The 12,692-nt window shown below is 64.4% G+C and carries 15 protein-coding genes; 6 read left to right on the forward strand and 9 right to left on the reverse strand.

Annotation, left to right across the window (positions count from 1 at the left end):
- Positions 1 to 83: 83 nt before the first annotated feature.
- The 5 genes from ACLE20_RS08415 to ACLE20_RS08435 all read right to left on the reverse strand — a co-directional run bounded on the left by ACLE20_RS08415 (position 84) and on the right by ACLE20_RS08435 (position 4,119).
- Positions 84 to 344 carry a sulfurtransferase TusA family protein gene (locus tag ACLE20_RS08415; protein WP_410939811.1) on the reverse strand — a complete coding sequence of 87 codons (261 nt, stop codon included), beginning with the start codon at positions 342 to 344 and terminating at the stop codon, positions 84 to 86.
- 8 nt (positions 345 to 352) lie between these two features.
- Entirely contained in the window at positions 353 to 1,825 is a 1,473-nt protein-coding gene (locus ACLE20_RS08420; RefSeq protein WP_410939812.1) for a L,D-transpeptidase family protein, read from the reverse strand.
- A gap of 178 nt (positions 1,826 to 2,003) precedes the next feature.
- Positions 2,004 to 2,957: an acetyl-CoA carboxylase carboxyltransferase subunit alpha gene (locus tag ACLE20_RS08425; RefSeq protein ID WP_410939813.1), complete on the reverse strand. Its 954-nt coding sequence runs from the start codon at positions 2,955 to 2,957 to the stop codon at positions 2,004 to 2,006.
- Between the two features lie 65 nt (positions 2,958 to 3,022).
- Positions 3,023 to 3,976 (reverse strand): site-specific tyrosine recombinase XerD, encoded by a 954-nt coding sequence (gene xerD, locus ACLE20_RS08430; protein ID WP_410939814.1) that lies wholly within the window; start codon positions 3,974 to 3,976, stop codon positions 3,023 to 3,025.
- A complete protein-coding gene (locus tag ACLE20_RS08435; RefSeq protein WP_410939815.1) occupies positions 3,973 to 4,119 on the reverse strand; it encodes a hypothetical protein in 147 nt (48 codons plus the stop codon). Before ACLE20_RS08435 ends, xerD begins: the two co-directional genes overlap by 4 nt.
- A 153-nt stretch (positions 4,120 to 4,272) precedes the next feature.
- On the opposite strand from ACLE20_RS08435, the gene ACLE20_RS08440 reads away from it, so the two are divergent.
- Positions 4,273 to 4,851, forward strand: coding sequence for a shikimate kinase (locus tag ACLE20_RS08440; protein ID WP_410939816.1), 579 nt, complete (start codon positions 4,273 to 4,275; stop codon positions 4,849 to 4,851).
- 2 nt (positions 4,852 to 4,853) lie between these two features.
- Positions 4,854 to 5,981: a 3-dehydroquinate synthase gene (gene aroB, locus ACLE20_RS08445; RefSeq protein WP_410939817.1), complete on the forward strand. Its 1,128-nt coding sequence runs from the start codon at positions 4,854 to 4,856 to the stop codon at positions 5,979 to 5,981.
- Positions 5,982 to 5,996: 15 nt separating this feature from the next.
- Here the strand turns inward: aroB and ACLE20_RS08450 are convergent, their stop codons facing one another.
- A complete protein-coding gene (locus ACLE20_RS08450; protein ID WP_410939818.1) occupies positions 5,997 to 6,278 on the reverse strand; it encodes a BolA family protein in 282 nt (93 codons plus the stop codon).
- A gap of 129 nt (positions 6,279 to 6,407) precedes the next feature.
- Between ACLE20_RS08450 and ACLE20_RS08455 the strand changes: the two genes are divergently transcribed.
- From ACLE20_RS08455 to ACLE20_RS08470, 4 genes are all read left to right on the forward strand, one after another.
- Positions 6,408 to 7,043 carry a J domain-containing protein gene (locus ACLE20_RS08455; RefSeq protein WP_410939819.1) on the forward strand — a complete coding sequence of 212 codons (636 nt, stop codon included), beginning with the start codon at positions 6,408 to 6,410 and terminating at the stop codon, positions 7,041 to 7,043.
- A 62-nt stretch (positions 7,044 to 7,105) separates the two neighbouring features.
- Positions 7,106 to 8,101 carry a cobaltochelatase subunit CobS gene (gene cobS, locus ACLE20_RS08460; RefSeq protein ID WP_410939820.1) on the forward strand — a complete coding sequence of 332 codons (996 nt, stop codon included), beginning with the start codon at positions 7,106 to 7,108 and terminating at the stop codon, positions 8,099 to 8,101.
- 4 nt (positions 8,102 to 8,105) lie between these two features.
- Complete coding sequence (gene cobT, locus ACLE20_RS08465; RefSeq protein ID WP_410939821.1) at positions 8,106 to 10,007, forward strand: cobaltochelatase subunit CobT; 1,902 nt, start codon at positions 8,106 to 8,108, stop codon at positions 10,005 to 10,007.
- Between the two features lie 4 nt (positions 10,008 to 10,011).
- Positions 10,012 to 11,010 (forward strand): esterase-like activity of phytase family protein, encoded by a 999-nt coding sequence (locus ACLE20_RS08470; RefSeq protein ID WP_410939822.1) that lies wholly within the window; start codon positions 10,012 to 10,014, stop codon positions 11,008 to 11,010.
- 59 nt (positions 11,011 to 11,069) lie between these two features.
- Here the strand turns inward: ACLE20_RS08470 and ACLE20_RS08475 are convergent, their stop codons facing one another.
- The 3 genes from ACLE20_RS08475 to rpmB all read right to left on the reverse strand — a co-directional run bounded on the left by ACLE20_RS08475 (position 11,070) and on the right by rpmB (position 12,665).
- Positions 11,070 to 11,471: a DUF1236 domain-containing protein gene (locus tag ACLE20_RS08475; RefSeq protein ID WP_410939823.1), complete on the reverse strand. Its 402-nt coding sequence runs from the start codon at positions 11,469 to 11,471 to the stop codon at positions 11,070 to 11,072.
- Between the two features lie 120 nt (positions 11,472 to 11,591).
- Entirely contained in the window at positions 11,592 to 12,236 is a 645-nt protein-coding gene (locus ACLE20_RS08480) for a VUT family protein (protein WP_410939824.1), read from the reverse strand.
- A gap of 129 nt (positions 12,237 to 12,365) precedes the next feature.
- Complete coding sequence (rpmB, locus tag ACLE20_RS08485; protein WP_410939825.1) at positions 12,366 to 12,665, reverse strand: 50S ribosomal protein L28; 300 nt, start codon at positions 12,663 to 12,665, stop codon at positions 12,366 to 12,368.
- Between the last annotated feature and the right edge of the window lie 27 nt (positions 12,666 to 12,692).

A 12,692-nucleotide genomic window follows, 5' to 3' on the forward strand; every position in this document is an offset into this window, starting at 1 on the left:
ACGATTAATCTTTTCCACCATTAAGCTTAGAAGGCTGCACCGTATCAGTACGGCTTCTCATTGCCGTCCGCTGTCGCCAGACGTCATGGGTTTTGCTGTTCGCCGCCACGACGCCCCTTGCAGATCACAAAGCGGTGCCCGTCGGGAAGGGTGGTCTGGCTTTCCAGCTTGTGGCCCTCCTGCCGGCAGAAATGCGGGATGTCGAGGGTGGCCAGCGGGTCGGTGGTGAGGATGCTCAGGCGGGCGCCGGCGGGCAGGCGAGCCAGGCGCTTGCGGGTGCGCATGACAGGGAGCGGGCATTTCAGCCCCTTGAGGTCATAGACCGCAGCCGCCTCGTCGGTCATGCGACCCGTTACCAGAGTTTCCAGAACGGCTTCTTGCCCTCGGCCGGCTGCTGCTCGGCAACAGCCTGATCGGCGGAGGGCTGGACGGGAGAGGACGCCTGCGCCGTTACGGGCGAGGTCTGCGTCTCAGTCGGCAGCGGTTTCTTGTGGGCGATCGCCTTCGCGGCCGGCGCATCCACCTTCACCTGGTGTGTCTCGACTGTGACCGGCAGCGGTGCGGCCGGCCCTGTCGCCTGCGGTGCGGCCTCGATGGTCGCTGTCGTCAGTGGCTGCTTCTTCTTGAAAAGGCTGGCGAAGAAGCCGTTGCCGGCATTGTCGGCGGCCGGCGCTTCGGCCTGCAGAACGGGACGGGGCAGGGGGTTCTGCTGCGGCACGGGGACGTTCTTGCCGCCGCGGGTGGTCTTCTCGAGTGCCGCCGTCTGGATCTCGATCGCCTGGCGGGCCTCTTCGAGTTCGGCGCGGCGTGCTTCCTGCTTTTCGAGGTCGGCCACCTTCATCAGCTTGCCGGCATCGAGCGAGGTCCCGGTCGGGGCATAGGCGAGTTCGCGTCCGGCACGGCTCTTGGCCACGACCGCCTTGCGCTCGGCCTCTGTCGGCTCGTACCAGACCAGCCCGTCCAGCTTCTTCAGCGCCCTGGCATAGTCCTCGTCATATTTCTTGTTGTAGCTCGCCAGCGCCATTTCCATCGCCGGCGGCGTGCTCATGGCCGGGCACTGGCCGGCGGGGTTCGGCCTGCCGTCGATCTGCTTGTTGAAGACATATTTCTTCTCGCAGACGGCGAATTCCGGCGGCCGCTTGGTGATCTCGAACTGGTCGTAGCCTTCCTTCAGGTTCTTCCAGAACTCGAAGTTCGGGCTGTTGCGGTGGCGCGCCATGTTCTCGGCCGTCATGCGGAAAGGCAGCGCCTGCAGCTGGATGGTCTTCTGCCCGCCCTTGAAGGCGTCGCGCGCCAGAGCGAAGATCTCCTGCATCTGCTCGTCCGTCATCGAGTAGCAGCCGGAGGAGGAGCAGGCGCCGTGGATCATCAGATTGGTGCCGAAGCGGCCATTGGCGCGGTCGAACTGGTTGGGGAAGCCGGTGTTGATGGCGAGATAATAGGACGAGTTCGGGTTCATCTGCCCGGGCGCCAGCGGGTAGTAGCCTTCCGGCGCCTGCCGGTCGCCTTCCTTCACCTTCGGGCCGAGCTTGCCGGACCAGGCGCAGATCTTGTATTCGCGCAGCTTCTCGAAGCGATTGGCCGAATTGGCCTTCCAGACCTCCAGCGCCCCTTCCTCCTTGAAGATGCGCAGCATGATCGGCGAGGTCTTCGCCATGTTCATCGCCTGCATCTTCTGAACGATCTTGCCGGAGAGTTCGTAATTGACCTTGCTGGTCACCGTCTTGAGATTGACGTCGACGCTGTCGACCAGGGTGTCGCTGGCGGTGCAGCCGCTGATCAGCGCGGCGGCTGCGACGGTGGCGGCAAGATATGTCAGGCGCATCGGCATCAGCCCATCAAATGAAGATCGGACGCGGTTCTCCCGTAACGGGGATTGCCGAGAGAATCAATAAGCTGCGAGTGTTTAGGAGTCCCTAACCATGACGAGCGTCTCTCCCCGCCCGTGCCAGAAGGCCTGCGGAATGCGGCAGGGGTTGGGCGAATAGGGGGCAGATGGGCGATTAGAGCGAGCGGCCGATCGCCAGATATTTCTCGCGCCGGCTGTTGCGCAGCTCGGGCCCCTTGAGGCCGGAGAGATCCTTGAGCGCGTCGGCGATCACCGTGCCGGTGCGCTCGATCACGGCTGCCGGATCGCGATGCGCGCCACCAACCGGCTCCTCGATGATGCCATCGACAATGCCGAAGCCTTTCAGATCTTCCGCCGTGATCTTCATGGTGGTGGCCGCTTCCTTGGCCCGGGTGGAGTCGCGCCAGAGGATCGATGCCGCACCTTCCGGCGAGATCACGGAATAGATCGCATGTTCCAGCATATAGACGCGGTTGCCGGTCGCGATCGCGATCGCCCCGCCCGAACCGCCTTCGCCGAGCACGACGGACACGATCGGCACCTTGACGTTCAGGCACATCTCGGTCGAGCGGGCGATGGCTTCCGCCTGACCGCGTTCCTCGGCGCCCACGCCCGGATAGGCGCCGGCCGTATCGATCAGCGTGATCAGCGGCAGGCCGAAGCGATCGGCCATTTCCATGACGCGGATCGCCTTGCGATAACCTTCCGGCCGGGCGCTGCCAAAATTGTGCTTGATGCGCGACTTCGTGTCGTTGCCCTTCTCCTGGCCGATCACGGCGACAGGCATGCCACGGAACCGGGCGAGCCCTGCCTGGATGGCGGCGTCCTCAGCAAACTTGCGGTCGCCGGCAAGTGGCGTGAACTCGGTAAACAGGCCCTCGGCATAGTCCTGGAAATGCGGACGCTGCGGGTGACGGGCGACCTGCGTCTTCTGCCACGGGGTCAGCTTGCCATAGATCTCGACCATGGCCTCGCGGGCGCGAGCCTCCAGGCGCTCGATCTCCTCGCTCGTATCGATGCTCTCATCCTCGGAGGCGATCTTCTTGAGCTCGTGGATCTTGCCCTCGAGATCCGAGATCGGCTTTTCGAAATCGAGATAATGGTGCATCGGGTCGCTTCCGTTCGGTGGGCCGCACGGCCTGCGGGCGCATTGGCCCTTGAAGGTCAGGCGGTCTAATCCCGTTTTTTGGTCTGCTTGGCAAGAGGGTGGTGCGTTTGCACCAGTTGGTGCAGCCGCTCCTCCAGCACATGCGTGTAGATTTGCGTCGTCGAAATGTCCGAATGGCCGAGCAGTTCCTGCACCGCGCGAAGATCGGCGCCATTGGCCAGCAGATGGCTGGCGAAAGCATGGCGGAGCACATGCGGCGAAATGACGGCGGCCCGGATTCCCGCCCGTCCCGCCAGCGCCTTCAGCTCGCGGGCGAAGACCTGGCGCGGCAGATGGCCGGCCTCGGAGGCGGCCGGAAACAGAAATCGGCTCTCCTTGCCAGCCGGCTGGGCTGCCTGGAATGCGGCAAAGCGCTCGCCGTAAAGTTCAAGCGCGGCGATGGCGGCGCGCGAGAGCGGCACCATCCGCTCCTTGTTGCCCTTGCCGCGGATCATCAGCATCCGGCCGTTGCGGGCCAGAACCGAGGCCGGCAGCGTCACGAGTTCGCTCACCCGCATGCCGGTGGCATAGAGCAGCTCGATCAGCACATGCAGCCGCAGGGGTTCGATCCGGTCCGGCTCTGCGCGCGCCTCGGCCTCGGCCCGGGCGAGCAACCGGGTCACGTCATCGAGGCTCATCGTTTTCGGCAGTGGCCGGCCCTTCTTCGGCGCGTCGAGAATACCGGTCGGGTCGTCGGCACGCAGTCCCTCGGCATAGAGAAACTTGTAAAACTGCCGAAGCGCGGAAAGCCGACGGGCCTGGGAGGTCGGCTTGAACCCATCGGCCGACAGCGCGGCAAGATAGGCGCGCAGATCCTCCGGCGCGGCGGCATCCGGCGAGACCCCGCGGGCCTTCAGGAAGGCATGCGCATCGGAGAGATCGCGGTGATAGGCGGCAAGCGTATTGGTGGCAGCTCCCCGCTCAGCGCTCATCATCTCCAGGAAAGCTTCGAGATGGGCGGCGGAGAGATCGAGCGTCACGGCCGGTTCATCCGCTCGGCCGGGATCCGCACCGTCTCGTCCCGTTCGGTGGGAATCACGAGGGTCGCAAGCGCCAGCATCGTGCCGTACACGATCCCCGCAAGCACGAGGCAGATGAACAGGAATCGGACGAGGGTCGGCATGAAGCGCTCCGAGACACGGGCTTCCATATGGCCGCAGGCGGTCCGGAGTGCAAGCGTTGGCTTGCGACCAAGCTCTTCAGACTGGCAGCGCGACTTGACGCTTCATGCGTGATTGACGATAGGAAGGAGAAATAGGGGACGAAAAAGACAGCCATGAGCGAGGTGGTCGAGCCTGTGTCGGACGCGCTGGTGCAGCAGGTGAAAGCCGTGCTCGGATCGCGCAACCTCGTCTTCGTCGGGCTGATGGGGGCCGGCAAGTCGGCGATCGGCCGGCTGACGGCCCAGACGCTCGGCATCCCCTTCGTCGATTCCGACCACGAGATCGAGCGCGTCTCGCGCATGAGCATCGCCGAACTCTTCGCCGATTACGGCGAGCCCGAATTCCGGGCGCTGGAAACCCGAGTCATCAAGCGGCTGCTTACATCGGGAACCCGCGTCGTCTCGACCGGTGGCGGTGCCTATATCAATGAGGCGACGCGACGGCAGATCCGCAAGAACGGGCTGTCGGTCTGGCTCAATGCTGATCTCGACGTGCTTTGGGAGCGCGTCAACAAGCGGGACACCCGTCCGCTTTTGAAGACGGAGGATCCCAAGGGCACCTTGGCGCGGCTCATGGAGGCGCGCTATCCGATCTATGCCGAGGCCGACATCACCGTGCTGTCGCGAGACGTGAAGAAAGAGCGGATGGTGGAAGAGGTGCTTGAGTCCATCGCCGCGTTGAGCAGGACATGAGCATGCCTTTCACGCCTTCCCCCGCCCGCACGATCCGGGTCGATCTCGGCGACCGCGCCTATGATATCCTGATCGGCCCTGGCCTGATTGCATCTGCCGCGCGCGAAATCGCCGGCCGGCTCAAGGGCCGCCGTATGGCGGTGGTCACGGACGAGCATGTGGCGCCGCTCTATCTCGAAGCGTTCATGGCGGGTCTTGGCGAGGCTGGCATCGAGGCGGTATCGACCATTCTTCCGGCTGGCGAAAAGACCAAAAGTTTCGACCATCTGATCCCGGTCTGCGAGGCGATCATCCGCGCCCGGATCGAGCGCAATGACGCGGTGATCGCGCTTGGCGGCGGGGTGATCGGCGATCTCACCGGTTTTGCCGCCGGGATAGTACGCCGCGGCTCGCGATTCATCCAGGTGCCGACCTCGCTGCTGGCCCAGGTCGACAGCTCTGTCGGCGGCAAGACCGGCATCAATTCGCCGCAGGGCAAGAACCTGATCGGGGTGTTCCACCAGCCGGATCTGGTGCTGGCCGATACCGATGTGCTCGACACGCTCTCGCCGCGCGAGTTCCGGGCCGGTTATGCGGAGGTCGCGAAATACGGCTTGATCGACCGGCCCGATTTCTTCGCCTGGCTGGAGCAAAACTGGCAGGCGGTCTTTGCCGGCGGCGAGGCGCGGATCGAAGCGATTGCGGTCAGCTGCCAGGCCAAGGCCGATGTGGTCGCGGCCGACGAGCGGGAAAATGGCCGCCGCGCGCTGCTGAACCTTGGCCACACCTTCGGCCATGCGCTGGAGGCGGCGACGCAGTACGACGGCGCACGTCTTGTCCATGGCGAGGGCGTCGCGATCGGCATGGTGCTGGCGCATCAGTTCTCGGCGCGAATGAATCTCGCAAGCCCGGATGTCGCAGCCCGTGTGGAAGCGCATCTGCGCACCGTCGGCCTGCCGACCGGTCTCCAGGATATTCCAGGCGAACTGCCGCCGGCCGAGGTCCTGATGGACGCGATCGCGCAGGACAAGAAGGTGAAGGGCGGCAAGCTGACATTCATCCTGACGCGCGGCCTTGGGCAATCCTTCGTCGCCGATGACGTGCCGACCTCTGCCGTGCTCGGCTTCCTTCAAGACAAGCTCGCAGCCTGAGCGCTTCTGCCTGGGCTACCAGCGGGTGGCTTCGCCCGGTGCGGAGGCCTCGATGGCCAAGGCATGCAGTCCGGCTTCGAGTTCGGCCTTCAGAACGTCGTTGACGGCGCGGTGGCGGGCAAGGCGGGGGAGGCCGGAAAAAGCCGGCGATACGATGCGCACCCGCATATGGGTCTCGCCCGTTCCGGTCACATCCGGTTGATGGCCGGCATGGCTGGCACTCTCGTCGATCACCGTCAGGCGCTCGGGGGAGAAAGCCTCGCTCAGCCTTGCTTCGATACGCTCTCTGATCGACATCTTTCGGCCTGCTTCTTCTGGCTTGAGGGCAGACCGCCGGATGGTCGGCCGCCTTGGCGTCATCGGCTCCTCAAAGCCACCAACATTCCGGTTTGTCAATTCTTGTTGTGGCTGTCGCCACGCCCCATAATGTGCCTCATGAAGCTCGATTCAAAATATTTCGACACGATCCGGACCAAGCGCCGCACGAGCGCGAAGCCAGAACGGATCTCGCCCATGTGCCAGTGGGATGGATGCGAGGAAAACGGTGTTCATCGCGCGCCGGTCGGCCGCAATGCGGAAAATGAGTACTTCATGTTCTGCTTCGAGCACGTGAAGGAATATAACAAGGGCTATAACTACTTCTCCGGTCTCTCCGACAACGAAATCGCCCGCTATCAGAAGGAAGCCCTGACCGGTCATCGGCCGACCTGGACGATCGGCGTCAACAAGAGCGCCAAGAACGGCCCGGCGCAGTCGCAGATGCGCTCCGGAACGGCCGGTGCCCAGGCCCGGATGCGCGATCCGTTCGGCTTCGTGAGCGAAGCGCGGGCCCGCGCGCCGCGCCAGGAACCGCGCCAGCGAAAGCTGAAGACGCTCGAGGCCAAGGCCTTCGAAACGCTCGGTCTTCACGCCGAGGCCACGCAGGCGGACATCAAGGCCGCCTACAAGGATCTGGTCAAGAAGCACCACCCGGATGCCAATGGCGGCGACAGGGGATCGGAAGACCGTTTTCGCGCCGTGATCCAGGCGTACCAATTGTTAAAGCAGGCTGGCTTCTGCTAGGAAGACACGATCCCGTTGCAATGCACACTGCGACCGCCCGCGTCGCGGTCCCCGGAGACATGATGAGCAAGGTAGACCTCGATATTTCCAATCTTCCCGATACGACCGTCTCTGTCCGTGAGGTCTTCGGCATTGATACGGACCTGAGGGTCCCTGCCTACTCCAAGGGTGATGCCTATGTTCCGGATGCCGATCCGGATTATCTGTTCGACCGCGAAACGACGCTCGCCATCCTGGCCGGCTTTGCCCATAACCGCCGCGTGATGGTCTCCGGCTATCACGGCACCGGTAAGTCCACCCATATCGAACAGGTTGCCTCAAGGCTGAACTGGCCCTGCGTGCGCATCAACCTCGACAGCCATGTCAGCCGTATCGATCTCGTCGGCAAGGATGCGATCGTCGTCAAGGACGGGCTGCAGGTGACCGAGTTCAAGGACGGCATCCTGCCCTGGGCCTATCAGCACAATGTCGCGCTCGTCTTCGACGAATATGATGCCGGCCGCCCGGATGTCATGTTCGTCATTCAGCGCGTGCTGGAATCCTCGGGTCGCCTGACACTGCTCGACCAGAGCCGCGTCATCCGGCCGCACCCCGCTTTCCGCCTGTTCGCCACCGCCAATACGGTCGGCCTCGGCGATACGACGGGCCTCTATCACGGCACGCAGCAGATCAACCAAGCGCAGATGGACCGCTGGTCGATCGTCACCACGCTCAATTATCTGCCGCATGACAATGAGGTCGATATCGTGGCTTCCAAGGTGAAGGGCTTCACCGAGAAGCGCGGCCGCGACACCGTGTCGAAGATGGTGCGCGTCGCCGATCTTACCCGGGCCGCCTTCATCAATGGTGACCTCTCCACCGTCATGAGCCCGCGGACCGTCATCACCTGGGCCGAGAACGCACATATTTTCGGCGATATCGCCTTTGCCTTCCGCGTCACCTTCCTTAACAAGTGCGACGAGCTGGAGCGGGCACTGGTGGCCGAACACTACCAGCGCGCCTTCGGCGTCGAGCTGAAGGAGAGCGCCGCCAACATCGTTCTCGACGCGACGGCCTGAGCGCATGGCAGGGCGGGGCGACAATTCAAGGCCGAGACCCGGCGGAGCGGTGGATGTGGAACCCTTCCGCCGCGCGCTGACCGGCTGCATCCGCTCGATCGCCGGCGACCCGGAGGTGGAGGTCACCTTCGCCAATGAGCGGCCGGGCCTGACCGGCGAGCGCATGCGCCTGCCGGAAATTTCCAAGCGCCCGACGCGGCAGGAGCTGTCGGTCACCCGCGGCATCGGCGATTCCATGGCGCTGCGCAAGGCCTGCCACGATGCCCGCGTGCATGCCACCATGTCGCCGCAGGGCACCGACGCGAAGGTGATCTTCGACGCGGTGGAGCAAGCCCGCGTCGAATCGATCGGCGCCCTGCGCATGGACGGCGTCGGCGACAACATCGCCTCGATGCTCGAGGAGAAATATGCGAAGGCCAATTTCGGCGCGATCGACCGCCAGGCTGATGCCCCGATCGAGGAAGCGGTCGCGCTGATCGTGCGCGAACGGTTGACCGGTCGCACACCGCCCGCCTCGGCCGGCAAGGTGCTCGATCTCTGGCGCGATTTCATCGAGGAAAAGGCCGGACGCGACATGGAAGGGCTCTCGGCCGCGGTCAACGACCAGCAGGCCTTCGCCCGCGTCGTGCGCAACATGCTCGCCTCCATGGACGTGGCCGAGCGCTATGGCGACGACGAGGCCGAGCCCGACGATCAGGAAAGCCAGACCGACGAGGACCAGCCGCGCAGCCAGGAGCAGGACGAAAGCAGCTCGGAAGAGGATGCCGGCTCGGACGCAGCACCGTCGGAGGAGAATGAATCTGCCGAAGAGCAGATGGACGAAGGCGAAATGGACGGCGCCGAGATCTCCGACGAGGAGATGTCGGACGAGGGCGAGGACGACAGCGAGACGCCCGGCGAGGTCAAACGCCCGGCCCATCCCTTCGACGATTTCAACGAGAAGGTCGACTACGCCACCTTCACCACCGAATTCGACGAGACGATCGCCTCCGAAGAGCTGTGCGATGAAGCCGAGCTCGATCGCTTGCGGGCATTTCTCGACAAGCAGCTTGCCCATCTTCAAGGGGCAGTCGGGCGGCTGGCCAACCGGCTGCAGCGTCGCTTGATGGCACAGCAGAACCGCTCCTGGGAGTTCGATCTCGAAGAGGGCTATCTCGACCCCGCGCGCCTGCCGCGGCTGATCGTCGACCCGATGCAGCCGCTCTCCTTCAAGCGCGAGCGCGACACGAATTTCCGCGATACGGTGGTGACGCTGCTGATCGACAATTCCGGCTCCATGCGCGGCCGGCCGATCACGGTGGCAGCCACCTGCGCCGATATCCTCGCCCGCACGCTGGAGCGCTGCGGCGTCAAGGTCGAGATCCTGGGCTTCACCACCAAGGCCTGGAAGGGCGGCCAGAGCCGCGAACGCTGGCTGGCCACCGGCAAGCCGCAGCTTCCCGGCCGTCTCAACGATCTGCGCCACATCATCTACAAGTCAGCGGACGCGCCTTGGCGCCGCGCCCGGCGCAATCTTGGCTTGATGATGCGCGAAGGCCTGCTCAAGGAGAACATCGACGGCGAGGCGCTGATCTGGGCGCATAACCGACTTCTCGCCCGCTCTGAACAGCGGCGGATTCTGATGATGATCTCCGATGGCGCGCCGGTCGATGATTCGACGCTTTCGGTGAACCCGGGCAACTATCTGGAGCGGCACCTGCGCGCCGTCATCGAGCAGATCGAGACCCGCTCGCCGGTCGAGCTGCTCGCCATCGGCATCGGCCATGACGTGACCCGCTATTACCGCCGGGCCGTCACCATCGTTGATGCCGACGAACTGGCCGGGGCGATGACCGAGCAGCTGGCCTCGCTCTTCGATGACGAGAGCAAGCGCCGCACGTTCCGCAGCGCTCGACGCGCCGGCTGATCGGGTGATCAGACCGCGCCTTGGGCCCCTGCTGGCCGTGTTGCTGACCTTTCTCTCCGCCGGGCACTCCGTCGGAGAAGAAGCGGCGACGATCCGCAGCAAGCCGATCACCAATTTCAAGCTCGGCTCGGGTGAGACCGTCTTCGGCAAGGCCGAGTTCCTTGGCGGGATCGACATGTCGTCGAGCAACCCGCTCTTCGGCGCCTTCTCCTCGATCCGGTTTCGACCGGACGGCAGCCACTTCCTCGGCGTTCTCGACACCGGCCACTGGATCGAAGGGCGGGTGACGCGGGACGATGCTGGCAAACTGTCCGGCGTCGCAGACGTGCGCATCACTTCCATGCGTGATTCGTCCGGTCGCACGGAGGATGTGAAGTACCGGATGGACTCCGAGGGGCTGGCGTTGCGCGACGGACAGGCGCTGGTCAGCTTCGAGCGGTTCGCAAGGGTCGATGTCTATCCGGACCCGGGCTTTGCCACGGCGAGGCCGTTGCGCAGCCTGCCGATCCTGATTGCGCCCGGCCGCCTGCGCAGCAATCGTGGACTGGAGACCGTGGCCGTTTCCCCTGAAAGCAGTCCGCTGAAGGGCGCGCCGGTCATCGTGGCAGAGCTTTCCTTCGATCAGCAGGACCATTTACTCGCCGCCATTCTCGAAGGGCCGCGCCGGGGTCCCTTTTCGGTCGTGCAGCATGATCCCTTCGCCGTCACGGACGGCGCCTTCCTGCCGAACGGAGACCTGCTTCTGCTCGAGCGTCGCTTTTCGTTTGCTGCGGGTCTCGGCATGCAGGTTCGGCGAATCGACGGCGACAGCATCAAGCCCGGCGCGGTCGTCGATGGGGAGATCATTCTCTCCGCCGATCTCGGCTACCAGATCGATAATATGGAAGGGCTGGATGTCGTGATGCAGCCGAATGAGGACACCCGGCTCGTCATCGTCTCCGACGACAACCACTCGATCCTCCAGCGCAACCTGATGCTCGAATTTCGTCTCCTGCCGCAATGAACAAAGCCCCCTCGCCGGGTTGGCGAAGGGGCTCTGCGTCAAGCCAAAGCTCTGTGGTGTTAGTCAAGAACGCGAACGACGGTGTAGTTCTGCGGGTTGACGATGACCCGGCGCTCGTTGACGACGGCATAGGCATAGGTCGGATCGTCCGGGATCTGCTGCAGGACGACGGTCTGCGGCAGCGGCTTGCCGACCACGACTTCCTGTTCGACGACAACCGGCTCTGCAGGCATGGGGGCCTGCTGGACATAGGTGACGACGCGCTCCGGCGGCGGATCGATCGCCGTGCCGGCAACGGCGCCGACGGCACCCCCGACAACGGCACCGACGGGGCCGCCAACGATGGCGCCGGTGACGGCGCCGCCGGCGGTGCCGGTCACGGTGCCGTTCTGGGCATGGGCTGCGCCGGTGATGCCGAGCGACAGCAGGGCAGCAGAGGCGAGAATGATCTTGCGGGTCATGATACGGGTCCTTTCAATGTCTTGCGAGCATGAGAATGGACCGGAGCGGGATTTGGTTCCGGCGAGGGGCCGCCGGAACATGGCATTGCGCTTGCGAGACGGTGGACGACGCGCGGAATTTCAGCCCTGCGCGCTGGCCTTCACGCCCGGCATCGGCTTGATAACGGCCATCAGCGCGCCATAGGGAAGCAGCATGACGAGCCCGACCAGGATCTTGACGCTGAGGTCGCCCAGCGCCCAGGAAATCCAGCGCGGCGCCTCGCCGGAGAGAAGCCCGAGGATTGGCGCGCTTTCCAGCGCGAAGGGATCGTTCGGCCCGAAGAGAACGAAGACCGGGGCGAAGGCGACCGAGAAGAAGATCAGCGTATCGAGCGCCGAGCCGATCAGCGATCCGACCAGCGGCGCGCGCCACCAGCCCTGGGTGCGCAGCCGATTGAAGACGGTGATGTCGAGCAACTGGCCGAGCAGGAAGGCGGTGCCGGAGGCGATCGCCAGCCGCGGCGTGGCGAGCAGCACCGACAGCACCACCGCGACCGCAAAGCCGCAAATGACGACGCGGCGCGCGATTCGCGGGCCGAACTGCCGGTTGGTGAGGTCGGTGACGAGAAAGGCGATCGGGTAGCTGAACGCGCCCCAGGTCAGGAGATCGCCGAGCTGCAGCGGGCCGATGGCGCCGGGCAGGGGATATTGGACGAGAATGTTCGAGGCGACGACCACGAGGGTCATCAAGACGACATAGAGCGCGAAGGTGCGATGCTTCAGCATTTTTTTATCCTGGGTGATGCCACCAGCTTGAGGGATGAAGCCGCAGGGGATTATCTCCCTCGCGGCGGCGGGTTCATACAAAAAGGCCCGCCAGAGGCGGGCCGCAGTCGAAGATCGCGAGACCTTGGATCAGGCAGCGACAGCCGTTTCGGCAGACTTCTTGACGATCTGGCGGCGCAGCAGGCGGGCGCGCATGGACAGTTCGTTCTCGTTGGCCTTCAGCAGGAAGGCATCGAGGCCGCCGCGGTGCTCGACCGAGCGCAGCGCAGACGCCGAAACGCGCAGACGGAAGCGCTGGCCGAGAGCATCCGAGATCAGCGTGACGCTGCAGAGGTTCGGCAGGAAGCGACGCTTGGTCTTGTTGTTGGCATGGCTCACATTGTTGCCCGACTGGACGCCCTTGCCGGTCAGTTCGCAAACACGGGACATGGTATCACCTATCGTTATACTCGCCAG

It is taken from the genome of Rhizobium sp. YIM 134829 (genome assembly GCF_046546455.1).